The following is a 24,715-nucleotide window of genomic DNA, read 5'->3' as shown; positions in this document are numbered from 1 at the left end:
GCCGTGCTCTCAACTTCTGGGTCCCGGCTCGCGCTTCGCGCGTCCGGGACACGAGAGCCATGTTTTCGTCGCCCGGCCGTGTTAATGAGCCCACCATGCTCGACACCGTCCAACGTCATTCGCAGCCGCAAGCCGGCGTGGCGCAAAACCATCTCGCCGAAGAGTTCGTCGAGACGCTGCGGCTGGCCGTGCCGATGATGCTGACGCAACTCGGGCAGATCGCGATGATCACGACCGATCTGGCGATGATCGGCCGGCTGGGCGAGGATGCGGTCGCCGCGGCCGCGCTGGCTCACACCGTCTATTTTGTCAGCTTCACCCTCGGACTGGGATTGATGTCGGCGGTGTCGCCGCTGGCTGCACAGGCATTCGGCGCCGGCGACGTCAAGCTGATCCGGCGCTCCCTGCGCGTCGGCCTGTGGGCCGCGCTGCTGATCTCGCTGCCGATGATGGCCTCGCCGCTCTATGGCGAGCGCATCCTGCTCGCGCTCGGCCAGGCATCGCAATCGGCCGCGCTCGCGCAGCACTATCTGAATGGCCTTGCCTGGGGTATCGCACCGGCGCTCGGCTTCATCGCGCTGCGCAGCATGATGAGCGCGGTGAACCGGCCGCAGGCGCCGCTGTGGATCACGCTCGCAGCGATTCCCGTCAACGCCGCACTGGTCTATGTGCTGATCCACGGCCTGTTCGGCTTGCCGGAGCTGGGCCTGTTCGGCGCCGGGCTTGCGACCACGCTGGTCAATCTCGGCACGTTCCTCGCCACGCTCGCCATCGTCGCGTGGCGAAAGCCATTCGCGGACTATCGCCCGCTCGCCCGGCTCTGGCGGATCGACTGGCCCCTGATGCGCGAGCTGATCGCGATCGGCGCTCCGATCTCGTTCTCGCTGCTGCTGGAATATGGCCTGTTCTCTTCGGCGGCGCTGCTGATGGGGCTGATCTCGACCGCCGCGATCGCCGCGCATCAAATCGCGCTCCAGATCACCGCGGTGTTGTTCATGGTGCCGCTCGGCATCGGCATGGCCGCGACGGTGCGGGTCGGCCACGCCTTCGGCCGCGGCGATCCGCTCGCGGTGAGACGCGCAGGGCTCGTCGCGGCCCTGCTCGGCGTCGCGCTGGTCTCCGCGCTGACGGTCGCCATCATCCTCGGCCGCTATGAGCTCGGACGAGTGTTCTTCGGCAGCGGTGCAGAGAGCGTCGCCACGGTCGAACTGACCGCAACGCTGCTGGTGGTCGGCGCGACCTTCTTCATCGCCGACGGCCTCCAGACCATCGTGGGCGGCGCGCTGCGCGGCATCAATGACACAAGGATGACATTGCTGTTCGCGGCGATCGGCTATTGGGGCGTTGCCTTTCCCGTCGCTTGGGTGCTGGCGTTCAACGCCGGGCTCGGCGCGGTCGGCGTCTGGGTCGGATTCTCGGTCGGGACGTTTGTCTATGCCGGCCTCCTGATCTTGCGCTTCCGGATGCTGACGCGCAAACTGGCGGGATGATCGGGACCGTCCGCGAAGTCACCCCCAATGTCGATGCCGGCGCGCTGCTATCGGGCGCCCAGTTCATCGATGCGTTTCGCGTGGAGGTCGGCGCGGCAGCGGTGAATGCCCGCGAGGCCTGCACGAGGATGGTGCTGCACGGGCCGCGCTGGATCGACGTGCTGCTGCGGCTGCGCAACATGCTGGTGACGCCATTCGGATTGAAGACGTCGGGCGAAGGCGCGCCGGCGCCGTACGGCCTGATCGGCCTGTTTCCCGTGCTCAGCGAGACGCCGGAGCGGCTGATCGCGGGCTTCGACGATTCCCACCTCGATTTTCGTCTCGTGGTCGATGTGACAGACGAAGGGACGGGACGGCAGGTGACCTCGACCACGCTGGTGCGGACGCATAATTTGCTCGGTCGGACCTACCTGGCCGTCAGCATGCCCTTCCACAAGCTCGTGGTCCGCAACATGATGGGGCGCATTGTGGGGCCGGCGCTTAACTAATCCGCCAATCGCGCGGGCTTGTCGCTTGCGGCCTCCGACCATTCGCCGACGACGCGATCGAGATCGCTGAGATTCTGGTGCATCTGCTCCAGCGAGAAGCCAATCGCGAAGAAACGCTCGGCGGTGTCGCCGGAATGGCCGCGGATCAGACCATCCTGGCGGACGGCGGCAACGGCCTCCGCGTAGTGCTGAAGCGCGACATGCACGGGATGGATCGGCGGCGCGCCGGCGCCGGCCCGCAGCGCTTCGGCCGCGGACTTCAGAAAGCGTGCGATTGCCGCACTGACCTCCGCGAGCGGCGCGGCGAGCCTGATCTGCACCTCCGCGGGCAGCGGCACCACGGTGGCGCGGCCGATCATCACGACGTCATGACGCAACCGCAAGATCGTGCGCAGCAGCGGGCCGGTGTCGGGACCGCTCGACAGCCGCGCGGCACGCTCACGCTCGGCTTCTGCGCCGATCGCATTCATGCCTACCATCGCGGTACCGATGCCGTCCTGGATCCGGTGCAGTGCGTCGTTGTCGCGGCCGCGCGTGAGACCCGCGAGCAGTTCTGCGAAAGCATCCGCGATCAGTTCGAGCAGTTTTGCCGCGCTGGCGCGGATCTGCCGCACCGCGCGCGAGGGCAGCACCAGGAAGGAGACGAGGAGCCCGGTGACGGCACCGACCCCGACCTCGCTGACGCGGTCGATGGCCGACGTCATGGGATCGGAGTGATGCATGGTCGGAACCAGCAGCACGATCACGGCCGTCACCGTTGCCGCGCTGAGGCTCGGATTGATCGCGGCGATGAAGGCGAGCGGGGCGACCGACAGCACCAGCAAACCCAATAGCCCGGCCTCACTGGAATAGGGAATCAGGATCGCGATGGCGCCGCCATAGATGGCGCCGCCGATGGTGCCGAGCACGTAGTCGCGCGTCGCCTTCAGCGAGCGCCCGACGCTCAGCTGGGTCACGATCAGCGAGGTCAGCACCGCCCAGAGCGGCAGCAGCAGATGCAGCGCGGTGGCAATGGCGTAGGCCGCTGTCGCGGCGACCGTGACCCGGATCGCGAGCCCCAGCTGCGTCCGGCGCGACCGGACCCGGTCGAACAGCTGTCTTGCGAGTGCCATGGTCAAATGTCCCGATCCTCGTGGCCGACCATAAGCATAGCTGATGCCCGCGGCTGCAAGGCCGCTTGAAAGGCCAAATCAGCCCGCCTAACTTGCGCGCCAAAACGAGGAAACACGATGGCCTTTGAAACCGCAACGCTCGCCGCCTATGTCTTCAACCTGAAATACCAGGATATTCCGGCGGAGGTGCTGGATCGCGCCAAGGTGCTGACGCTGGACTTCCTCGGCAGCGCCATCCGGGCCCGCAGCGAGGCGGAATCGACCCCGTCGATCCTGAAGATGCTGGAGGCGCTGGCGCTCGACACCAGGGGCGGGTCCACCGTGTTCGGCGACAGCAAGACCTGGACCCCGGCGGTGGCGGCGCTGCTCAACGGCGCGCTCGGCCACTCCCTCGATTTCGACGACACCCATGCCGATTCCTCGCTGCATCCGAGCGCGCCGGTGGTGCCGGCCGCCTTCGCCGTCGGCGAGATGGTCGGCGCGTCGGGCCGCGACGTGCTGACCGCGATCGTGGCGGGTTATGAAGTCTGCTGCCGGCTCGGCAACGCGCTCGATCCGACCTCGCATTATGCGCGCGGCTTCCATCCGACCGCGACGGCCGGCACCTATGGCGCGGCGGCGGCGGCCGGCAAGCTGTTCGGTCTCAGCGAAAAGCAGATCATCGCCGCTTTCGGCGTCTCCGGCAGCCAGGCCGCGGGCTCGCTGCAATTCCTGGTCAACGGCGCCTGGAACAAGCGTTACCAGGTCGGCGCCGCCGCCATGAACGGCGTGATCGCCGCGACGCTGGCGCGCAACGATTTCGTCGGCGCGACGGAGTCGGTCGAGGGCAAGCACGGCCTGCTCGCCGGCTATACCGACGATGCGCATCCGGACAAGGCGGTCGCCGAGCTCGGCAAGACCTATGAGACCATGAAGATCGGCGTAAAACCGTATCCGAGCTGCCGCTACACCCATGCCGCGATCGACGCGCTGATCGCGATGCGGCGCGAGCACAATCTGACGCCGGACCAAGTCAAGCGCGTCGAGATCGGTTTGCATCGGAACGGCATCACGCTGACCGGCGACGCCGCGACCAAGCGTCATCCGACCTCGATCGTCGGCGGCCAGTTCTCGATGTTCTTCACCGGCGCGCTCGCGCTCGACCAGGGCTCGTTCGGCTGGGACGATTACAACCGCCTCGGCGATGCCGCCATCGACGCGCTCGCCGACAAGTTCGACGTGGTGCAGGACGACCGGCTTGAGATCGGCCGCACCCATCCCTTTGGCGCGCGCGTCAGCATCACCACCGACGACGGCGTGCACGAGCGGCTTTATGCGGATCCTTCGGGAGAGCCGAATTCGTTCCCTGATGCGCAAGCCATGCAGCAGAAGTTTCTGACGCTGGCCCGCCCGGTGCTGAATGCGCGGGCAGAGAAGTTCGCCGACGCAATCATGACCCTGGAGCGGTTTGATCGCGTGGCGAAGGCGACGGAGCTGGGGCGGTAGTAGCCGCCTAATTCGCTCCCGCCAGCTTCCCCTGCTCGCGCGTTGTCGCCACGACATCGCGCACCAGATCGAACACGCCGTCCGCCTCAGCCGGCCAGTTCGGCGAGCGGCCCATCCGCACGATCACCAGACGCTCCGAGGGGATCACGATCATGTACTGCCCGATGGTGCCCTTGGCGAAGAAGGCATCGCGCGGCCAGCCGTGCTCAACGCGATAGGTTGCGCCAAAGCTGTCGCCCCGGTTGGTCCAGAAGCCGGCGCCGATGCCGACCCAGGCATTCGGCGTTGGTGAGGCCGAGTAGTTCGCCCAGCCCTCCGGCAGGATGCGCTTGCCGCCGGCGATACCGTCATTGAGATAGAGCTGGCCGAAGCGCGCCCAGTCGCGTGCGGAGGCCAGCATCTCGCTCGAGCCCTCGATCGTGCCGGCGCCGTCGAGCTGGAGCGTGGCATGGCGCATGCCGAGCGGGGCGAACAGCTCGCGGCGCGCGAAGCGCAGCGCCTCTGCGGGACTGCCGCCCGCGGCGTTGCGAATGAGATGCGAGAGAATGAGCGTGTTGCCATCGTGATAATTCCAAGCGGTGCCCGGCACGGTCGCAAGCGGAACGCTCTCCGCAAAGGCGGCCATGTCCCGCTCGACGAACTTCATGCGATTGACCGGCTCGAACGCCGAGCCGAGCGAGGCCTGCAACGAGCTTCCAAGGGCAAGGCCGGCAGTGTGGCGTAACAAATGATCGATGGTAATGGCATGACGCGGATCATCCGGATCCTGCCAAGCGCCAACCGGCGCGGGTCCGGCGAGCTTGAGCTTGCCCTGGCGCACGAGAATGCCGGTCAGCGCTGATATCACCGACTTGGTCATGGAGAAGCCGAGCAGCGGCGTTTCCGGTCCGATGCCGTCGGCATAGCGCTCGGCAATGATGCGGCCGGCCTTCATGACGACGATGGCGCGGGTGCGGCGGTATGGCGGGTGCGCGGGCTCGGTGAAGGCGCGGTCGACGGCGGCAGCGAGCTCAGGACTTTGCGGCGGCACGATCGCTGGGCCGGCGATCTCGGCGAGCAATGCGGGCTGCTCGTCATCCGGCGGCGACGCGACGTCGGCGATCCCCGCGCCATGTTCGAGCGTGCAGCCGAGGCCCTCGCGATAGACGGCATGGCTGCGGCCAATGCCGAACAGCGTCACCGTGACGTCCTTGCGCACGCGGTCGACCTGAAAATCCATCGCCCAAGTCAGAAGACCCACGCCCGGCATCGCGTCGGTGGTCTCGGCGAGGTTGCGCACGGGATCGAGGCCGGAGACGAACGTCTCCGAGCAGAGCGTGTCGGCGATGAAGCCGGTGGCAACCTTCGGCACGTCGCGAGCCCGCGCCGCGCCGAGGGCGAGGCCGGCAAGGGCGATGGCGGTAGTAGCGAGGATGATCTTGCGGCGGCGGGTCACGGGCTTTCTCCAGCTTCGGGGCGAGTGGCGGAGAAGGAGCCGGATGCGGGCGAAGCGTGCTCGCCGGATTTGAAATACGACCTCGTCGAAACTGACCGGGCCTAGTCGAATTTGAAATTATGCTGTGATTTCAACGAGCTAATAATCTAGGCCGCATTCACCTTGAGCCGCCGATACTCCGTCGGCGTCACGCCCGTCACCGCCTTGAACGCGCGATTGAACGGACCGAGCGACTGGAAGCCCGCGTCCATGGCGATGGTGATGACGGGGACTTCCGCCTGGGCGGGATCGGCGAGCGCGGCCTTGGCTTCCTCGATCCGATGGTTGTTCAGGAACACATTGAAGTTGCGATAGCCGAGCCGCTGGTTGATCAGCCGGCGCAGGCGGTATTCGGGAATTTTGAGCCGGCCCGCCAGGACGCCGATGGTGATGTTCTCCTGCCGATAGATCCGCTCGTCGGCCATCAGGCGCAGCAGCGCATCGATCAGACGCTGGTCGGCGGCATCTTCGGCGGGTAGCGGCTCGCTTGGCGCGGCTTCCGCGGCACCCGGAAACAGGTCGGCGCCATCCACGCGCATCACCGCGTAAGCAATGACCGCGACGACTGCGGCGAGCACACCGGAATTGATCGTGTTGGCGATGTCGCCGACGTCACTGCCCGCAAGGACGATCTGGAGCAGCGCATTCAATCCGCCATAGAGCGCGGCCGCGCAGACGATGAAGACGCGAACGCGGCGGCGGCGCTCGACCAGGTCGGCCGGCCACGAGGCGATCGTCTGCCACACCGCGAGCGCGATGAAGCCGAGCACGATCAGGTTGACCACAGTGACGGAGAACCGCACGTTGCCTCCAGGCGCGATCCAGACGCACCCGACGAAGCTGAAGGCGGTCACCAGCGCCCAGATCAATCCATGCCACGGGCGCAAGCGAAGCTCGTCGTCGAACAGCGCGCGCGTGAACAGCCAGAACACCACGATGTTGCCGGTCGACAGCGCAATCAGCGGTGCGTGCCAGCCCATGACCAGCGAAGAAACCCCGACCGAATAGCTCGCCGCATGCGCTGCAGAGCCGAGCGCGAAGGCGGCGCCGAGCCGGGCCGCCGGCACGTTGCGGAAGTCCGAGAGCAAGGACGCCGCGAGCATCAGCAGCAGCGCCACGGACGCGGCGCGAAAGACGAGTTCGGTTGCGGCAAGCGTCATCGGGCAATGCGATCGGGCGCGGTTGACATCAGCCGAACATCCTTCGTCAGGCCGCGCTTTTCAAGATGGATGATGCCGGATGACGCGGTCTCGATCCCGGGATCGTCGACCTCGATCAGGTTTGCGCTGGCTTGATCAGAGAAACCATCGCCCGCCCCTGTTTCCACATTAGGTATCGCCGATATCGCACGATGACGGCAAATAGACCATCGCGGCAATGCCGGCGGGGCGCCGCGACGGGGTCATCAAATCCTGTTAGGGTCGCCGCAACAAAGAAGGAGTCCACCATGAGCTGGCAGCCCTCGAACGATCCTGTGCTCGGCGATCCCATGTCCTGCGATGCGCTCGATCTCGTCATCGTGCCGCGCACGCGCGATCTCGGCGACGGATTCGCGGTGCGGCGCGCACTGCCGCACCGCAAACGGCAGATGGTCGGGCCCTTCATCTTCTTCGATCATTTCGGCCCGGTGCAGTTCGTCTCCGGCAAGGGCATGGACGTGCGGCCGCATCCGCATATCGGGCTTGCCACCGTCACCTATCTGTTCGACGGTGCGATCATGCATCGCGACAGCGAGGGCAACATTCAGGAGATCCAGCCCGGCGCGATGAATCTGATGACGGCCGGGCGCGGCATCGCGCATTCCGAGCGCACGCCGGACGTGCAGCGCGCCTCCGGGCAGAAGATGCTGGGCCTGCAAAGCTGGATTGCGCTGCCGGCCGGATCGGAAGAAATCGCGCCGTCGTTCCAGCATTATGGCGCCGGCGATCTGCCGATGATTTCCGAGCGCGACTTCACCGCGAAGGTGATCGCGGGCTCGGCCTTCGGCATCACCTCACCTGTAACGATGGTGTCGCCATGGTTCTACACCGAGGTCACGGCGGTTGCGGGCGCGAGCGTGCCGCTCGACCCCGACCATGAGGAGCGTGCGATCTATGTCGTAGATGGCGAGGTCGAGATCGCGAACGAGCGCTACGAGGGACCGCGGCTGCTGATCTTCCGCCCCGGCGACCGCATCACCGTGAAGGCACTCAAGGCCACGCGGATGATGTTTCTCGGCGGCGATGCGCTGGAGGGCCCGCGCCACATCTGGTGGAATTTCGTCTCCTCCAGCAAGGAGCGGATCGAGCAGGCCAAGCAGGACTGGAAAACCGGCCGCTTCGCCGCGGTTCCGCAGGAACATGAGTTCATTCCGCTGCCGGAATAGGCTAATCCGGTGTCCGGCCGTGCCATCGGGCGCGGCCGGATTTCCTGCGCGAAGGCCTGCCTGCGAAAGTTTTGCCGATGACCACCATGCTCTCCAGCGACCTGCCCCTGCCCAAGATCGGCCGCGGCAAGGTGCGCGACATCTACGCCGTCGACGACGACCGCCTGCTGCTCGTCACCACCGACCGCATCAGCGCCTTCGACGTCGTGATGGGCGAGACCATCCCGATGAAGGGCGCGGTGCTGACGCAAGTGAGCGCGTTCTGGTTCAATGAGCTCGAAGGCGTGGTGCCGCATCACATGATCAGTGCCGACACCGACGAGATCATCGCGGCCGTGCCGGCCTTGACGCCGCATCGCGCCGAGATTCTCGGCCGCGCCATGCTGTGCAAGCGCACCACCGTTTTTCCGATCGAATGCGTGATCCGCGGCTATCTCTCGGGCTCGGCCTGGAAGGAATACGCCGCCAGCGGCACGCTCGCGGGCGAGAAGCTGAAGCCAGGTCTGGTCGAGAGCGAGAAGCTGGAGCCTTCGATCTTCAGCCCGGCCACCAAGGCCGAGACAGGACATGACGAGAACATCACCATCGCGAAGATGCGCGAGGTCGTCGGCGACGAGACAGCCTATACGCTCGAGAGCATGAGTCGCGCCGTCTATACGCTCGGCGAGGAGCTGGCGCGCGAGCAGGGCATCATCATCGCCGACACCAAATTCGAGTTCGGCCGCGACAAGGACGGCCGCATCATCCTGATCGACGAAGTCATGACGCCGGACTCCTCGCGCTTCTGGGCGGTCGATGCCTACAAGCCCGGCCAGCCGCAGGCGAGCTTCGACAAGCAGCCCTTGCGCGACTATCTCGACGTCGAGCGCCGCGCCGGCCGCTGGAACGGTGACGCTCCGCCGCCGCCACTGCCGGCCAGCGTGGTGGATGCGACCAGCAAGCGGTATCTGGAAGCGTACCGGCGCGTGACGGGGAAAGAGCTGAAGATCTAGCCACGGTTATCGCCGCCAACTCCGTCATTGCGAGCGCAGCAAAGCGATCCAGCGTGTCTGCGCGGCGGGATTCTGGATTGCTTCGCTGCGCTCGCAATGACGTGGAGGGACCCGGCCCTCTAAATCGCTGCCGTCATCACCCGAAACTGTCGGATAACTCATACTTGCAAGAATCCTGTTGCGCTAGGCTCGCAGTCGTCTACGTCTCGAACAGGAATTTTCATGAGCGAGTGTCACGGCGTGACCGATCCCGCAATTGGCTTCACTCCGTCGGCCGGGCTCAATCCGGCCCTCAAGCGTGCGCTGAATGACATATTGGGCGGAAGCGCCGCCAGCGTCCTGACCGTCACCTTCGGGCTATCCTACGCGCTGCTGATCTTCGCCGGCCCACTGTCGCCTTTTCTGTCCTACGGCATTGCCGCGACCTTCATCAGTTCCGCCGTGCTCGCGGCTGTCATCGCGCTGGGAAGCTCCCTGCCCTTCGCAGTCGCCGGCCCCGACAGCTCGACCGCCGCAGTCACGGGCATTCTGGCCGCCTCGCTCGTTGAACGCATCGAAGCGGCTCATTTGCCCCTGCTCCCGCCCGTCCTGCTCACGCTTGGCTTGTCGACCGTGCTGACCGGGATCGTGCTGGGCGGATTGGGGCTGACCCGAATGGGCCGCGCCATCCGCTACGTACCCTACCCGGTGGTCGGCGGCTTCCTGGGCGCCACCGGCCTCTTGATTGTGTTGGGTGCGATCCGGGTGATCACGGATCATCCCGTGCAGCTGGCCACCCTGCTGCACCTCACCAACGGCGTCACGCTTTCGGAATTGGCGGCCGCTTGCGTGATGGCGCTGGTGCTGTATCTCACTTGGCACCGCTCGCGCAGCCCGTTCGGATTGCCGGTCATCCTGATCGCCGGCATGCTCACGGCACATCTGGCGTTCTGGATCACAGGCACCTCGCCGGAGCAGGCGCGAGCCATGGGCTGGACCTTCCAGCCCCCGCCGCCGGCGGCGTTCATGCTGCCCTGGCACGCCGAGGATCTGGCCCGCTATCCCTGGTCCGCGGTACCGGACCTGCTCGGCAATCTTGTCGCCGTCATCTTCGTCACGGCCTCCAGCACGTTGTTCAACACGACGGGAATTGAGGTTGCCGTGCATCGCGAGGCCAATCTGGAGCGCGAGCTGAACGTCACCGGCGTCGCCAACGTCCTGAGCGGCGCACTGGCCGGCTATGCCGGCTGCGTCTCGGTCAGCCGCTCAATCCTCAATTTCTCCAGCGGCGGCCGCGGGCGCCTGTCCGGCCTCACGGTTGCCGCGATTTCGCTGCTGCTGCTCGCGGTCGCACCGGAACTGCTCGGCTTCATGCCGAAATTCGTGCTCGGCGGCCTCCTGCTTTATCTCGGCGCCGACCAGCTGCACAAATGGATCATCGAGTCGCGCAAGCGGCTGTCGAAGCTCGAATATCTCTCGCTCATTGCCATCATCGTCATCATCGTCGGCTGGGGTTTCGTTCCGGGTATCCTGATCGGCGTCGTCATCGGCTGCGCGACCTTCGCGTTCAGCGCGGCGCGGGTCGAATCGATCAAATACAGTTTTGACGGCTCCGAATATCGCTCCTCGCTCGACCGCTCCCGCGACGACCAGCAGGTGCTGCTGGCCCATGGCGGCAAGATCCAGGGCCTCAACCTGCAGAGCTATCTGTTCTTCGGCTCGGCCAACCGGCTCTACCAGCACGTCAAGCATCTGCTCCAGGAGCGGCCGGAGTGCCGCTATCTGCTGTTCGATTTCAAGCTCGTCACCGGCGTGGATTCGTCGGCCGCCTACAGTTTCGCCCAGATCAAACGCAGCGCGGCCGATCTCGGCGTCGAGCTGATCCTGGTGCATCTGTCGGCTGCGGCCGAGAAGGTGCTGCGGTCCAGCGACTTCGTCGGCGAGGGCGTCGCCATTATCCCCGAGCTCGATCGTGCGCTGGAATGGTGCGAGAACGAGCTCATCTCGCAGCATCAGGAGCTGGCGCAGGAAGAAGCCAGCCTGCGCGACTGGTTCACGGGGATGCTCGACAGCGAAGACGACGCCGACGCGCTGATCCGCCGCTGCCACCGCATCGAGGTCGATGCCGGCGAGATCATCGTGCAGGCCGGCGACCCCGCCGATTCCATGCACTTCATCCTCGACGGCCGCGTCGGCATCATGGTCCCCGCCGACGAAGATCGCACCACGCGTGTGCGCAGCCTCGGCCGCTACACCACGATCGGCGAGATGGGCCTGGTGTCGAACACCCCGCGCAGCGCGACGATCCAGGCCGAAGTCGACAGCGTGCTCTACGTGCTCAACACCCACCAGTTCGACGCGATCAAGGCGGAGGATCCAGCGCTCAGCCACAAGCTGCTGACCTATTTCGTATCGGTGATGGCCGAACGGCTGACGTTCGCGAACCGGACGATTGCGGTGCTGCGGCGGTAGCTGACGCGACTGCGGCCTACACCCCCGCCATCATCACATATTTGATCTCGACATATTCTTCCATGCCGTGATGCGAGCCTTCACGGCCGAGGCCGCTTTCCTTGACGCCACCGAAGGGCGCGACTTCGGTGGTGATGAGGCCAGTGTTGACGCCGACCATGCCTGATTCCAGCGCCTCGGCGACGCGCCAGACGCGGCCGAGGTCGCGGGAGTAGAAGTACGACGCCAGACCAAATGGCGAGGCGTTGCACATCGCGATGACATCGGCCTCGTCCTTGAAGCGGATCACCGGGGCGAGCGGGCCAAATGTTTCCTCCTGCGCCACCAGCGAGTCCGGCTTGACGTCGGCAAGCACGGTCGGCTGGAAGAACGAGCGTCCGAGCTCGCTGCGCTTGCCGCCGGTGACGACCTTGGCGCCGCGCTTGACGGCATCCGCGATGTGGCGCTCGACCTTGTCGACCGCTTTCAAATTGATCAGGGGCCCCTGCGTGACGCCGCTCTCGGTGCCGTCGCCGATCTTCATCGTCGCGACCTTCTTCGACAGTTTCTGCACGAACTCGTCGTAGATCCCGTCCTGGGCGTAGAGGCGGTTGGCGCAGACGCAGGTCTGGCCCATGTTGCGGTATTTCGAGACGACGGCGCCTTCGACCGCAGCGTCAATATCGGCGTCGTCGAATACCACGAACGGGGCGTTGCCGCCGAGCTCGAGGCCGAGCCGCTTCACGCCGACGGAGGCCTGCTGGTAGAGGATCTTGCCGACCGCGGTCGAGCCGGTGAAGCCGACGAAACGCACCGCCGGATGCTCGCACAGCACCTTGCCGATCGGCGGCGCATCGCCGGTGACGATGTTGAACACACCCTTGGGCACGCCGGCCTTCTCGGCGAGCGCTGCCAGCGCCAGCGCCGACAGCGGTGTTTCATTCGCAGGCTTCAGCACCACGGTGCAGCCGGCGGCGAGCGCCGGCGAAACCTTGCGCGTGATCATCGAGTTCGGGAAATTCCACGGCGTGATCGCGCCGCAGACCCCGATCGGCTGCTTGATCGCGAGCAGGCGCGCATCGGGCCGCTGGGTCGGGATGGTCTCGCCATAGACGCGGCGGGCTTCCTCGGCGAAGAACTCGACATAGGCGCCGCCGATGTCGACCTCGCCAAGCGCTTCGGAGAGCGGCTTGCCCTGCTCGGAGGTGAGGATCAGCGCGAGATCCTCGCGGTTGGCGATGATCAGCTCGAACCATTTGCGCAAGATGTTGGAGCGCTGCTTGGCGGTGTGCTTGGCCCAGGCCGGGAATGCGCGCTCGGCGGCTTCGACCGCCTTGACCGTATCGTCGGCACCAAGCTGCGGGACCTTTGCAAGCTCGACGCCGGTCGCCGGATTGTTGACGGCAAAGACCGGCGTGCCGACCCAGGCGCCGTCGATATAGCAGGCCTCCTTCAGCAGCGACGGATCCTTCAGTCGGTCGCGCAGATTGGACGTGGCTTGCGGGGCGCGGGCGGCAGCGGTCGGGGTCATGGCGTTTACTCCCTGGGGCGATCCATTGGGGCGATCGGATCGGCCCGGAATATAGGGACAAGCTGCGCGCAATGCACCGTCCCGCAACGCACATCTGCCTATGACGAAATTGGGAGCCGCAGCGTCAGGCCGCGCCGCTCATATAGGTCTCGCGCCGGCCGATCATGCGCTCGGCGGCCGCCTTGGCGTCGGCCTTCGAGGACGTCGCGCACGTCCGGTATTCGAGCTCGGGCGCGCCGGAGGCATCGCGGCGGCCGAACCAGGACCTTGAGCCGACCGGAAGCAGCGCCAGCGACTGCGCCAGATTGTCGACCGCGCCGAAGGAATACAGCGCGCCGGTACCGGCGATCCGAACCTCGTAGATGCCGGGCGAGATCGGCGCCTCGAGGTTCTCGCCCCGTCCGGGACGAGGATAGCGCTTCCATTCGCTCCAGGTCGAAATCATCTGAGGTCCCCTCTCGCGGCCGATCGAAGGCCGCCAAAATTTGCTTCAAGTCTTAACGACGGCCGTCGATTGGGCCGGGTGCTGAACGCCGCAACGCACAAAATGTTTCAGGTGCTCGGAAACTTTCGAAACATAATGCCCAGGTCCATCCAAAGGTCACGGCTCGTTGCGAGCCATCCACCGCAGATTGTGACGGTTTTGCGGTTCAGCCCGTTGTCGTCCTGCGTAGGTGACGGAGCGTCAAGTCACGACATCGCGACCGACGAAGGTACGTAGATGCGCTTGCCGCGCGGAGCGCGCAGGAGGACAATCGATCGCTTCCAACAATAATCAAACCGGAGGAAACGCGGATGCCAAGCCAAGCCCAGATCGACGAGATCCTGCGCCAGAAGAGCGACGCAAAAGAGATTCCCGGCGTCGTCGCCATTGCCGCCAGCGGCAGCGACGTGATCTATCACGGCGCGTTCGGCAAGCGCGACCTGTCCAAGCCTGACGCGATGACTGAGGACAGCGTATTCTGGATCGCCTCGATGACGAAGGCGGTGACGACAGCGGGCGCGATGCAGCTGGTCGAGCAGGGCAAGCTGTCACTGGACGCGCCGATCGGCGAGATATTGCCGGACCTCGCCACGCCGCAGGTGCTCGAAGGCTTTGACGCCAACGGCGAACCAAAACTGCGGCCTGCGAAGGGACCGATCACGCTGCGCCAGCTCATGACCCACACCGCCGGCTTTGCCTACAACGTATGGAACGGCGACTGCGCGCAATATCTGGAGAAGACTGGAACCCCGAACATCTTCTCCTGCCAGAACGTCGCGTTGAAGACGCCAATCATGTCTGATCCCGGCACCCGCTGGGAATATGGCATCAACATCGACTTCGTCGGCAAGGCGGTGGAAGCCGTAAGCGGCAAGCGCCTCGACGCGTACCTGCGTGATCATCTCTTCACGCCGCTGGGCATGAACGACACCGGCTTCAAGATCACCGACAACATGCGCCAGCGGCTGGTCGCCACGCATGCACGCGGCGAGGATGGATCGCTGGCGCCGATCCCGTTCGAGATCGAACAGAGTCCGGAATTCCATATGGGCGGCGGCGGCCTTTACGGCACTGCCGGCGACTACATCAAGTTCACCCAGATGATCCTGAACAAGGGCCGCGGCAACGGCAACCAGGTGCTGAAGCCCGAGACGGTCGCTCTGATGGGCCAGAACCACATTGGCGATCTCACCATTGGCAAGATGACGACGGTGGCGCCCATGTACACCAACGACGTCGATCTCTTTCCCGACATCGTGAAGAAGTGGGGGCTCTCCTTCCTGATCAACACCGCCAAGACGGCGGAAGGCCGCAGCGCCGGCAGTCTCGCCTGGGCTGGTCTCGCCAACACCTATTTCTGGATCGATCCGGCGCGCGATGTGTCCGGCGTGATCCTGATGCAGGTGTTGCCGTTCGTCGACGCCAAGTGTCTGGAGGCGTTCGCGGGCTTCGAGCGCGGCGTTTATGCCGGCCTCGATGCAGGCAGCGGACAGAAGGCGGCGTGAGGGGCGGCTCTCACCACACCAAGACTGTCAGTCCCCGCGAAAGCGGGGAATCCAGTGCACCGCGGCTTCTCGATAAACCACTAACGTCTCGGAGTACTTGATCGCCCGGTCAAGGCCGGGCGATCACAGCGGAGTTAGGCCGTCAGCCCGCGCTGCTGGGCGAGTTCCTTCAGCGACACTTGCGGACGCGCGCCGATGTGCTGGATCACTTCGGCGGCGGCGAGTGCACCGAGCTCGCCGCACTGCTTGTAGGCGAGGTTGCGCGCCAGGCCGAACAGGAAGCCGGCGGCGAAAAGGTCGCCGGCGCCGGTGGTGTCGACCAGCTGCTTGATCGGCGAGGCGGGCGCGGCGACGGCGTCTTCGGCCGAGACCACCACGCAGCCCTTCTCGCTGCGGGTGACCACGCCGAGATTGACGTCGTTGCGCAGCTGCTTCAGCGCCGTTTCGAAATCCGAGGTCATGTAGAGCGAATGCAACTCGGACTCGTTGGCGAAGACGATGTCGACGGTGCCGTTGCGCATCAACCCCAAGAACTCGTCGCGATAGCGATCGACGCAGAAGGAATCCGACAGCGTCAGCGCCACCTTGCGCTTGGCGTCATGCGCGATCTTCGCCGCCTTGACGAAGGCGTCCTTGGCGTTCTTGGGGTCCCAGAGATAGCCCTCGAGGTAGACGATGCCGGCAGACGCGACCTCGGCCGGGTCGATGTCGGCAGGCGACAGGTCCTGCGCCGCGCCCAGATAGGTGTTCATGGTGCGCTCGCCGTCATCCGTGACCAGGATGTAGGAGCAACCGGTGGCGGGGCCGTCCGTCGCGGCCGGGGTGTTAAAGGCAACGCCGGCGGCGCGGATGTCGTGAACGTAGAGCTTGCCGATCTGGTCGTCCTTGACCTTGCCGACATAGGCCGCGCGCGCCCCCAGGCTGCCGATGCCGACGATGGTGTTGGCGGCCGAGCCGCCCGAGACTTCCGTGGCCGGGCCCATGTCCTTGTAGATGGCGGCCGCCCGCGCCTCGTCGATCAGGGACATGCTGCCCTTGGTCATGCCGTGCTTGGCCAGAAAAGCCTCGTCGGTCCTGACCAGCACGTCGAACAGCGCGTTGCCGATGCCGAGAACGTCATATTTCACGTCAGCCATTCACCTTGATCCTGTTTGGCGGATTGCGATACCTGCGGAAATCCGCTTCCTGTCGGCCAGAAATCCGGCTCGCGGCCTATCACGACCGGCCCTCCGCGGGCAAGCAACGGTATTATTAAGAAGCAATGATCCGCTCCTTTCTGACGGTATCGACGGGAACACTGGCCTCGCGGCTGCTGGGCTTCGCCCGCGATTCCCTGATCGCGGCGCTGCTCGGCACCGGCGCGGTTGCGGACGCATTTTTGGCCGCATTCCAACTCGTCAACGTGGTGCGGCGGCTGCTCAGCGAAGGGGCGCTGAATGCGGCGCTGGTCCCGGCCTGGCTGCGTGCTCGCGACCGCGATGGCGAGGCGGCCGCGTCCGCCTTCGCGGGACGCGTGCTCGGCACGGTCAGCGCGGCCCTGATCGCGATCTCCGTCGTCATTGCGCTCGCGATGCCGCTGATCATCGCGATCATCGCGCCCGGCTTCCTCGGCAGCAACACGCTGGATCTCGCCGTCGCGAACGCGCGGCTGATGCTGCCCTATCTTGCCTTCGCCGGGCCTGTGACGGTGCTGATGGGATTGCTGAACGCGCAAGGGCGGTTTGCGCTCACGGCATTCTCGCCGCTGCTGTTCAACATCGCGCTGATCACCGCGGTCGCGATGCTGCTCGTCTGGCATGCCGATGCCAGCTTCGCCGCATGGATGCTGGCGGCGGCCGTTGGCGTCGCCGGGCTGCTGCAATTGCTGATGCTGCTGTCGCAGCGAAGCGCGCGTCTCGCCACGCCGCTGCGCGTGAGCTTCGACAAGGAGATGCGCGGCTTCTTCGCAAAAGCCATTCCCGGCATGATCGCAAGCTCGGGGCCGCAATGGCTCATGGTGGCCGGCGCGATCACTGCCTCCGCGACGCCGTCCGCCGTGTCGTGGCTCTATTTCGCCAACCGCCTGATCGAGCTGCCGCTCGGGATCGTCGGCGTCGCCATGGGCACCGTGCTGGTGCCGGAGCTCACGCGCGCCGTCACAGGTGGCGACCGCGAGGCCGTGGCGCATGCGGAATCGCGCGCGCTGGAGCTCGCGGCCGGGCTCGCGCTGCCGGCCACGCTCGGCCTGATCGTGCTGGCCGAGCCGATCGTGCGGCTGCTGTTCGAGCATGGCGCTTTCGGCGCCGATGACAGCACGGCGACGGTGCATGCGCTGATGTGGCTGGCGCTGGGCCTGCCGGCCCACGTGCTGATCAAGGCGCTGTCGCCGGCCTACTTTGCCCGCAGCGATACGATGACGCCGCTGCTGGCGACGGCCAAAGGATTCGTGGTCGCGGTCGTCCTCGCCGTCGTGCTTGGACACTTCTTCGGCGCGAGCGGAATTGCCGCAAGCATCGCAGCCGGCGCCTCGAGCAGTGCGCTCTCGCTGCTCCGGAAAGGCACCAGCGAATTCGGCTTCTCGGTCGATGCCGCCGCCCGCGAGCGGCTGCCGCGGATCGTGCTGGCCGCGCTCGCCATGGGCGGTTTGCTCTGGCTGTCGACGGGTCTCGTACCCGCCGAGGCGCATGGCCTCATCCGCTTGATTGTGCTGGGCCTGCAGATCGCGGCCGGGATCGCCGTCTATGGCCTGCTCCTCCAAATCCTCGGCGCGGCCTCCTGGCGCGAGGCGGTCAACGCCTTGAGGCGCCCTGCCTAGCCGGCCCGCCGCGCGGGACCATCGAATTGTCCTTGACGAGGCAGCGCCGCTGTTGGAAACGACGGCCGAATACCTTCCAGGAAAGCTGACCATGGCATTCGTCGAACGGGTTTTTTCGGGCGTCCAGCCGACGGGCAATCTGCACCTCGGCAACTACCTCGGCGCGATCGTCAACTTCGTGAAGATGCAGGAAACCCACAACTGCATCTATTGCGTCGTCGACATGCACGCGATCACGCAGGGCGTGGACGTCTGGGGCGGCCCGGTCGAGCTCGCGCGCAACACCCGCGAGGTGACCGCGGCGTTCATCGCGAGCGGCATCGATCCGAACAAGCATATCGTGTTCAACCAGAGCCAGGTCTCGGGCCATGCCGAGCTCGCCTGGATCTTCAACTGCGTCGCGCGCATGGGCTGGCTCGGCCGCATGACCCAGTTCAAGGAGAAGGCCGGCAAGGACCGCGAGAACGCCTCCGTCGGGCTGTTCGACTATCCGGTGCTGATGGCGGCCGACATTCTGCTGTACCGCGCCACCCACGTGCCGGTCGGCGAGGACCAGAAGCAGCATCTCGAGCTCTCGCGCGACATCGCGCAGAAGTTCAACAACGATTTCGGCGATTCCATTCGCGCGCAGGGCGCCAATGACGGCCTGTTCTTCCCGCTGCCGGAACCGCTGATCACGGGACCGGCGACGCGCGTGATGAGCTTGCGCGACGGCACCAAGAAGATGTCGAAGTCGGATGCCTCGGACAATTCGCGCATCAATCTCACCGACGACGCCGACACCATCGCGCAGAAGGTGCGCAAGGCCAAGACCGACCCGGAGCCGCTGCCGTCCGAAGAGAAGGGTCTGGAAGCGCGTCCCGAGGCCGACAATCTCGTCGGCATCTTCGCCGCGCTCTCCGGCCGCTCGAAGGCCGACGTGCTGCGCGAATTCGGCGGCGGCCAGTTCTCCAGCTTCAAGAATTCGCTGGTCGAGCTGTGCGTGACGAAGCTCGCGCCGATCGCCGGCGAGATGAAGCGCCTCGTCGCCGACCCCGGTCACATCGACGCCATCCTGAACGACGGCGCCGACCGGGCTCGCGCCATCGCCGAAGAGACCATGAATCTCTCGAAGGACATCGTCGGCTTCATCCGCCGGCGCTGATTTCCGCACTCGCGAAACACGGCCTGCGCCGCGCGCCGGCCGCTTCCCCTCTCCCCAACGTTGCGGGAGTATGGCAGCATGCCGGCCGTGCACATTCCGGGACATGCATGACCAGCAAGCGCCTTTGCTTCGAGCCGGGTCACAAGCCCAAATGCCTCGTCATCGTCGATGACACCGCCGAATGGGATCGCGCGGTCTATTACGCAAGCCGCTGGGCGATCCGCGCCGGCGGCGGCGTGGTGATGCTGCGCATCATCGAGTCCGAACAGCAGACCCAGGAATGGCTTGGTGTCGCCGATATCATGCGCGCCGAAGCACATGAAGCGGCGGAAGCCGCGCTCGACCGCGCCGCCGGCCGCGCCAATGGCATTGCCGCCATCACGCCCGAGCGGGTGATCCGCGAAGGCGCGGCGATGGAACAACTGCTCGCCGTCATCGACGAGGACCCCGATATCGCCATGCTGGTGCTCGCCGCCAATCCCGGCGCGGAGGGACCGGGGCCGCTGGTCAACCTGCTGGCGCATGCGCTGGGCACGTTCCCGATACCGGTGACGATCATTTCCGGCGCACTCAGCGACCAAAGCGTGGATTCGCTGTCGTAGCCCGCTCTCACCCTCCCCTCCATGGGCTGGTAAGAACCGCCCTAACCCCCTTGACCGTGCGCTCGCCGTCGCCATCTGCTACTGGATGGAGCACGCGCCGGCCTTGAACCGGCGACGTCTGGAGAAAACCATGTTCATTCAAACCGAAGCCACTCCCAATCCCGCCACGCTGAAGTTCATTCCCGGCCGCGTCGTGGTCGACGGCGGCCCGATGGAATTTGCGAGCCGCGAATCGGCGGCGCGCTCGCCGCTCGCCGAAAAGCTGTTCGATGTGCCCGGCGTCACCGGCGTGTTCTACGGATCGGATTTCATCACCGTGACCAAGGCGAACGGTGAATGGCAGCAGCTCAAGCCCGCGATCCTCGGCGCCATCATGGAGCACTACATGTCCGGCGCGCCGCTGCTCGCCGACGGTGCTGCCACCAGCGATGCCGATCTCGACGACGAGGACGAGTTCTTCGACGAGGCCGATGCCGAGACGGTCGACATGATCAAGGACCTGATCGAAACCCGGGTGCGGCCGGCGGTCGCCAATGACGGCGGCGACATCACCTTCCGCGGCTTCAAGGACGGGATCGTCTACCTCAACATGAAGGGCTCCTGCGCCGGCTGCCCGTCATCGACCGCGACGCTTCAGCACGGCATCCAGAACTTGCTGAAGCATTTCGTGCCCGACGTGGTCGAAGTCCGGCCGATGTGAGCGCACGTTCGACCCGTCAATTTGAACTCCGTCATGCCCGGGCTTGTCCCGCCTGCGCGGCCGAAGCCGCTTCGGCGCGGCGAAGGCCCGGGCATCCACGTTCTTGGGGCGCAAAGTCGTGGATGGCCGGGTCAAGCCCGGCCATGACGACCGGGATGATGCTATGATCGTTCCATGCTGATCCTTGCCATCGATACCGCGCTGGAGGCGTGCGCGGCGGCCGTGCTCGACACCGACGCCGGCCAGCTCCTTGCGCAGGAGCAGCTTCTCATGACGCGCGGCCACGCCGAAGCGCTGATGCCGATGATCGCGCGCGTGATGCAATCGGCCGATCTCGCCTTCACCTCGCTCGACCGCATTGCCGTGACCGTCGGCCCTGGAAGCTTCACGGGTCTCCGCGTCGGCATTTCGGCGGCGCGCGGCCTTGCACTCGCGGCCAAGCGGCCGGCCGTCGGGCTGACGACGTTGTCGGCCTATGCCGCCACAATCGTCGGACAGAGCGGAACGGCGCCGGTGATTTCGGCGATCGATGCGCGGCACGATCACGTCTATTTCCAGATCGTCGCCGGCGACGGCAGCCAGCTGGTGCGGCCGGGGGTCGCGTCCATCGACGAGGTGATCGCGGCTTCGCAATTCGGCGCGCCGCATCTGGTCGGCAATGCCGCAAAGATCCTGGCCGATCGCTGGCCGAAGGACGGGCCGCAACCCGTCGCCGTCGATGCGCAGCCCGCGCCCGACATCGGCTGGGTCGCCTGGCTCGGCGCCGCGGCCAATCCCGACACCACGCCGGCGCGGCCGTTCTATCTGAAGGCGCCCGACGCAAAGCCGGCCGCACGGCCGCCGCTCGCACGCGCCGCAAGCTCATGTTGAGATGGTTGTCGGAATGGTGGCGCGGCGGCACGGCCGCCGTCGAGCCTGCATCCGCGCGCGACGCCGCGCGGCTGGCGCAGCTTCACGGCGAGTCCTTCGCCCGCGGCTGGGGCGAAGGCGAGTTCGAGGGCATGGTCGGGGAGCGCAACACGCTCGTGCATCGGTTGCGGCTCGGCCGCAAGACCGTCGGATTCGCGGTCTCGCGGATCGGCGCGGACGAAGCGGAAATCCTCTCGATCGCGGTCGACCAGGCCTATCGCGGCCGCGGTCTTTCCCGCACGCTGCTGATGGCGCATCTCGGCCACCTCGCCGGGCGCGGCGTGCGCACAATATTTCTCGAAGTCGAGGAAAACAACCAGCCGGCGCGGCGGCTCTACGATCGAGCCGGATTCATGGTGGTCGGCCGCCGCGAACGCTACTATAAGCAGCCCGACGGGGAACAATTGAACGCACTTCTGATGCGACGTGACTTGTCGTAGTATTGATGGCAGAAAGCGCCCCGTCAGACGGACACGCTATGACCGGACTTAAACCTTCCTCCGCATCCAAGACGACCGGCATCGAGGCGCGCTGTGCCGCCACCGGCATGCGCATGACCGAGCAGCGCCGCGTCATCGCCCGCGTGCTGGCGGAATCGGTCGATCACCCCGACGTCGAGGAATTGTACCGGCGCTGCGTCGCCGTCGACGACAAGATCTCGATCTCGACCGTGTATCGCACCGTCAAACTGTTCGAGGATGCCGGCATCATCGAGCGTCATGATTTCCGCGAGGGTCGCGCGCGCTATGAGACGATGCGCGACAGCCATCACGACCACCTCATCAATCTGCGCGACGGCAAGGTGATCGAGTTCACCTCCGAGGAGATCGAGAAGCTGCAGGCGGAGATCGCCCGCAAGCTCGGCTACAAGCTGGTCGACCACCGGCTCGAGCTCTATTGCGTCCCGCTCGACGACGACAAGCCGACGTCCTGATCTGGTGTCAGTAGATCTCATCATCTTCGATTGCGATGGCGTGCTCGTGGACAGCGAGGTGATCTCCTGCCGCGCGCATGCGGATGTGCTGACCCGGCACGGCTATCCGATCACGTCGGAGCAGGTGTTGGTCCGCTTTCTCGGCGTCTCCGAGAAAGACGCGCGACAGATGGTCGAACAGGAAATCGGCCGCAGCCTTCCCGATGATCTGGAGAGCCAAGTAAATGCAGCCACGCTGCAGTTCTACGCCAGCGATCTGCAACCGATCATCCACGTGGCCGCGGCGATTGCCGCTATCGATCTGCCGAAATGCGTCGCATCGAGCGGCTCGCCGGAGAAGATCCATCACGGCCTGACATGTGCCGGGCTCTACGACCTGCTCGCTCCGAACATCTTTTCGGCGAGCCAGGTCGCACGCGGCAAGCCCGCGCCCGATCTGTTCCTGTTTGCCGCCGAACAGATGAAAGCCGCGCCGGAGCGGTGCGTCGTGATCGAAGACAGCGTCCCCGGCGTCACCGGCGCGCGCGCCGCCGGGATGACCGTGCTGGGCTTTTGCGGCGGCAGCCACTGCCCGCCGGGTCACGCCGAAAGGTTGCGGGCCGCCGGCGCCGGATTGACGTTCGACGATATGCGGCAACTGCTGGAGCTGGTCCGGCAGGTCGCGGCGGACGCCCTGACGGGCTGATTTCGTCCTCTCGGCGTCATTCCGGGGCGATGCGCCAGCATCGAACCCGGAATCTGGAGCCAAAACCTCTGGATTCCGGGTTCGCGACTGCATCGCGCCCCGGAATGACGGCCGAAAAGACCCCCATTTGCTGGCTTTTCGCCGCTCCAACCTATATCTGAGGGGCGTCCTCCACCACAGTTCTGAGTTCCATGACGCCGCCGCGCAAGCTGCACATCAAATCTTATGGCTGCCAGATGAACGTCTACGATGCCCAGCGCATGGTGGACACCCTGGCTCCGGAAGGATTCGTGGAGACGGCCAGCGCCGAGGATGCCGATCTCGTCATCCTCAACACCTGCCATATCCGCGAAAAGGCCTCCGAAAAGGTTTATTCCGAGCTCGGGCGGCTGCGCCTCGCCAAAGAGAAGGCCGCGCGCGAAGGCCGCGCCATGCAGATTGCGGTCGCCGGCTGCGTCGCACAGGCCGAGGGCGAGGAGATCGTGCGCCGGGCGCCGGCGGTCGATGTCGTCGTCGGACCCCAGAGCTATCATCATCTGCCTGATCTGCTGAAGCGCGCCGGCAACGAAGGCCGCGCGATCGAGACCGAATTTCCGGCCGCGGACAAGTTCGGCTTCCTCGCCCAGCCGAAACCCGATGCGATCCGCGCACGCGGCATTTCCGCGTTCGTCACGGTGCAGGAAGGCTGCGACAAGTTCTGCACCTTCTGTGTGGTGCCGTACACGCGGGGCTCGGAAGTCTCACGCCCGGTTGCGAAGATCGTCGACGACGTGAAGCGGCTGGCCGACAACGGCGTGCGCGAGCTCACGCTGATCGGGCAGAACGTCAACGCCTATCATGGCGAGGGACCGGACGGAAAAGCCTGGCCGCTCGGCAGGCTGCTCGAACATCTGGCCACAATTCCCGGCATCGCGCGGCTGCGCTATTCGACCAGCCATCCCCGCGATGTCGACGACCGTCTGATTGCGGCCCATCGCGATCTCGATGCCCTCATGCCGTTCGTGCACCTGCCGGTACAGTCGGGCTCGGACCGGATTCTGGCCGCCATGAACCGGAAACATACCGCCGATGATTACCGGCGGGTCGTCGACCGTTTCCGGTCCGCACGCCAAGACATTGCTTTCTCATCAGATTTTATCGTCGGCTTCCCCGGCGAGAGCGAGCAAGATTTTCTCGCCACCCTCGCGCTTGTCACGCAAATCGGCTACGCTGCGGCATATTCGTTCAAATACTCCGCCCGGCCGGGAACGCCGGCCGCGGACATGCAGGAGACGGTGTCCCCCGCCGAGATGGACCAGCGATTGGAGCGGCTCCAGGAACTGATCGACAGCCAGCAATCGGCCTTCAACAAGGCTGCGATTGGCTCAACGGTCGACGTGCTGTTCGAACGTCCCGCCCGGAAGGACGGCCAGATCGTCGGCCGCACCGCATTCCTCCAGCCGGCACATGTGATGGCTTCGCCCGACATCATCGGACAAATCCTTCCGGTGCGGATCGACAGCCTCGAACGCTATAGTTTCCTCGGCGAGCTCGTGTCGCCGCGCATCACGCGCGAGCCCGCTTTATCGCAAGCCAGTGGAGCCTGAACCCT

Annotated in this window: 22 protein-coding genes; 16 read left to right on the top strand and 6 right to left on the bottom strand. The window is 65.6% G+C overall.

What is annotated here, in order from left to right; all coding sequences use genetic code 11:
- The first annotated feature begins 95 nt into the window (after nucleotides 1-95).
- Together QSV46_RS18730 and QSV46_RS18725 are read left to right on the top strand one after the other, a co-directional pair.
- The gene (locus QSV46_RS18730) at nucleotides 96-1,490 is read left to right on the top strand and encodes an MATE family efflux transporter (protein ID WP_314954322.1); all 1,395 of its coding nucleotides are present in this window, start codon (nucleotides 96-98) and stop codon (nucleotides 1,488-1,490) included.
- Nucleotides 1,487-1,978, top strand: coding sequence for a DUF2867 domain-containing protein (locus tag QSV46_RS18725; protein ID WP_314954320.1), 492 nt, complete (start codon nucleotides 1,487-1,489; stop codon nucleotides 1,976-1,978). Before QSV46_RS18730 ends, QSV46_RS18725 begins: the two co-directional genes overlap by 4 nt.
- Here the strand turns inward: QSV46_RS18725 and QSV46_RS18720 are convergent.
- Nucleotides 1,975-3,090, bottom strand: coding sequence for an FUSC family protein (locus QSV46_RS18720; RefSeq protein WP_314954318.1), 1,116 nt, complete (start codon nucleotides 3,088-3,090; stop codon nucleotides 1,975-1,977). The genes QSV46_RS18725 and QSV46_RS18720 overlap by 4 nt on opposite strands.
- Nucleotides 3,091-3,207: 117 nt before the next feature.
- On the opposite strand from QSV46_RS18720, the gene QSV46_RS18715 reads away from it, so the two are divergent.
- Nucleotides 3,208-4,575 carry an MmgE/PrpD family protein gene (locus tag QSV46_RS18715; protein ID WP_314954316.1) on the top strand — a complete coding sequence of 456 codons (1,368 nt, stop codon included), beginning with the start codon at nucleotides 3,208-3,210 and terminating at the stop codon, nucleotides 4,573-4,575.
- 7 nt (nucleotides 4,576-4,582) lie between these two features.
- Here QSV46_RS18715 and QSV46_RS18710 read toward each other — a convergent pair whose 3' ends face one another.
- Nucleotides 4,583-6,010, bottom strand: coding sequence for a serine hydrolase (locus QSV46_RS18710; protein WP_314954313.1), 1,428 nt, complete (start codon nucleotides 6,008-6,010; stop codon nucleotides 4,583-4,585).
- 146 nt (nucleotides 6,011-6,156) lie between these two features.
- On the bottom strand, nucleotides 6,157-7,209 hold the full coding sequence (locus QSV46_RS18705; RefSeq protein ID WP_314954309.1) for a helix-turn-helix domain-containing protein: 1,053 nt from the start codon (nucleotides 7,207-7,209) through the stop codon (nucleotides 6,157-6,159).
- A 287-nt stretch (nucleotides 7,210-7,496) separates the two neighbouring features.
- Between QSV46_RS18705 and QSV46_RS18700 the strand changes: the two genes are divergently transcribed.
- From QSV46_RS18700 to QSV46_RS18690, 3 genes are all read left to right on the top strand, one after another.
- Complete coding sequence (locus QSV46_RS18700) at nucleotides 7,497-8,414, top strand: pirin family protein (RefSeq protein ID WP_314954307.1); 918 nt, start codon at nucleotides 7,497-7,499, stop codon at nucleotides 8,412-8,414.
- Between the two features lie 77 nt (nucleotides 8,415-8,491).
- On the top strand, nucleotides 8,492-9,406 hold the full coding sequence (locus QSV46_RS18695; RefSeq protein WP_314954306.1) for a phosphoribosylaminoimidazolesuccinocarboxamide synthase: 915 nt from the start codon (nucleotides 8,492-8,494) through the stop codon (nucleotides 9,404-9,406).
- Nucleotides 9,407-9,646: 240 nt separating this feature from the next.
- Entirely contained in the window at nucleotides 9,647-11,857 is a 2,211-nt protein-coding gene (locus tag QSV46_RS18690) for an SLC26A/SulP transporter family protein (protein ID WP_314954438.1), read from the top strand.
- Nucleotides 11,858-11,873: 16 nt separating this feature from the next.
- Here the strand turns inward: QSV46_RS18690 and QSV46_RS18685 are convergent, their stop codons facing one another.
- Both QSV46_RS18685 and QSV46_RS18680 read right to left on the bottom strand, forming a co-directional pair.
- Entirely contained in the window at nucleotides 11,874-13,367 is a 1,494-nt protein-coding gene (locus tag QSV46_RS18685; RefSeq protein ID WP_314954304.1) for an NAD-dependent succinate-semialdehyde dehydrogenase, read from the bottom strand.
- A gap of 124 nt (nucleotides 13,368-13,491) precedes the next feature.
- On the bottom strand, nucleotides 13,492-13,812 hold the full coding sequence (locus tag QSV46_RS18680; protein ID WP_314954302.1) for a hypothetical protein: 321 nt from the start codon (nucleotides 13,810-13,812) through the stop codon (nucleotides 13,492-13,494).
- A gap of 350 nt (nucleotides 13,813-14,162) precedes the next feature.
- On the opposite strand from QSV46_RS18680, the gene QSV46_RS18675 reads away from it, so the two are divergent.
- Nucleotides 14,163-15,356 carry a serine hydrolase domain-containing protein gene (locus QSV46_RS18675; RefSeq protein WP_314954299.1) on the top strand — a complete coding sequence of 398 codons (1,194 nt, stop codon included), beginning with the start codon at nucleotides 14,163-14,165 and terminating at the stop codon, nucleotides 15,354-15,356.
- Nucleotides 15,357-15,490: 134 nt separating this feature from the next.
- Here QSV46_RS18675 and QSV46_RS18670 read toward each other — a convergent pair whose 3' ends face one another.
- Nucleotides 15,491-16,492 carry an adenosine kinase gene (locus QSV46_RS18670; RefSeq protein ID WP_314954296.1) on the bottom strand — a complete coding sequence of 334 codons (1,002 nt, stop codon included), beginning with the start codon at nucleotides 16,490-16,492 and terminating at the stop codon, nucleotides 15,491-15,493.
- Nucleotides 16,493-16,617: 125 nt separating this feature from the next.
- Between QSV46_RS18670 and murJ the strand changes: the two genes are divergently transcribed.
- The 9 genes from murJ to miaB all read left to right on the top strand — a co-directional run bounded on the left by murJ (nucleotide 16,618) and on the right by miaB (nucleotide 24,710).
- Nucleotides 16,618-18,150 carry a murein biosynthesis integral membrane protein MurJ gene (gene murJ / locus QSV46_RS18665; RefSeq protein ID WP_314954295.1) on the top strand — a complete coding sequence of 511 codons (1,533 nt, stop codon included), beginning with the start codon at nucleotides 16,618-16,620 and terminating at the stop codon, nucleotides 18,148-18,150.
- A 91-nt stretch (nucleotides 18,151-18,241) separates the two neighbouring features.
- On the top strand, nucleotides 18,242-19,294 hold the full coding sequence (trpS, locus tag QSV46_RS18660) for a tryptophan--tRNA ligase (protein WP_314954293.1): 1,053 nt from the start codon (nucleotides 18,242-18,244) through the stop codon (nucleotides 19,292-19,294).
- A gap of 107 nt (nucleotides 19,295-19,401) precedes the next feature.
- Entirely contained in the window at nucleotides 19,402-19,896 is a 495-nt protein-coding gene (locus QSV46_RS18655) for a universal stress protein (RefSeq protein WP_314954290.1), read from the top strand.
- Nucleotides 19,897-20,026: 130 nt separating this feature from the next.
- Entirely contained in the window at nucleotides 20,027-20,596 is a 570-nt protein-coding gene (locus QSV46_RS18650) for a NifU family protein (protein WP_314954287.1), read from the top strand.
- 174 nt (nucleotides 20,597-20,770) lie between these two features.
- A complete protein-coding gene (gene tsaB, locus QSV46_RS18645) occupies nucleotides 20,771-21,466 on the top strand; it encodes a tRNA (adenosine(37)-N6)-threonylcarbamoyltransferase complex dimerization subunit type 1 TsaB (RefSeq protein WP_314954284.1) in 696 nt (231 codons plus the stop codon).
- Nucleotides 21,460-21,945 (top strand): ribosomal protein S18-alanine N-acetyltransferase, encoded by a 486-nt coding sequence (gene rimI / locus QSV46_RS18640; protein ID WP_314954281.1) that lies wholly within the window; start codon nucleotides 21,460-21,462, stop codon nucleotides 21,943-21,945. Before tsaB ends, rimI begins: the two co-directional genes overlap by 7 nt.
- 38 nt (nucleotides 21,946-21,983) lie before the next feature.
- Nucleotides 21,984-22,439 carry a Fur family transcriptional regulator gene (locus QSV46_RS18635; RefSeq protein ID WP_314954278.1) on the top strand — a complete coding sequence of 152 codons (456 nt, stop codon included), beginning with the start codon at nucleotides 21,984-21,986 and terminating at the stop codon, nucleotides 22,437-22,439.
- Between the two features lie 4 nt (nucleotides 22,440-22,443).
- On the top strand, nucleotides 22,444-23,124 hold the full coding sequence (locus QSV46_RS18630; RefSeq protein WP_314954275.1) for an HAD family hydrolase: 681 nt from the start codon (nucleotides 22,444-22,446) through the stop codon (nucleotides 23,122-23,124).
- 191 nt (nucleotides 23,125-23,315) lie between these two features.
- Nucleotides 23,316-24,710, top strand: coding sequence for a tRNA (N6-isopentenyl adenosine(37)-C2)-methylthiotransferase MiaB (miaB, locus tag QSV46_RS18625; RefSeq protein WP_314954272.1), 1,395 nt, complete (start codon nucleotides 23,316-23,318; stop codon nucleotides 24,708-24,710).
- The last annotated feature ends 5 nt before the right edge of the window (nucleotides 24,711-24,715 follow it).

Origin of the sequence: Bradyrhizobium cosmicum, from assembly GCF_032290525.1 — a bacterium.
In the GTDB taxonomy this organism is placed as follows: domain Bacteria; phylum Pseudomonadota; class Alphaproteobacteria; order Rhizobiales; family Xanthobacteraceae; genus Bradyrhizobium; species Bradyrhizobium cosmicum_A.
The sequence above is the reverse complement of the archived record's forward strand: the minus strand, read 5'-3'. Positions and strand labels throughout refer to the sequence as shown.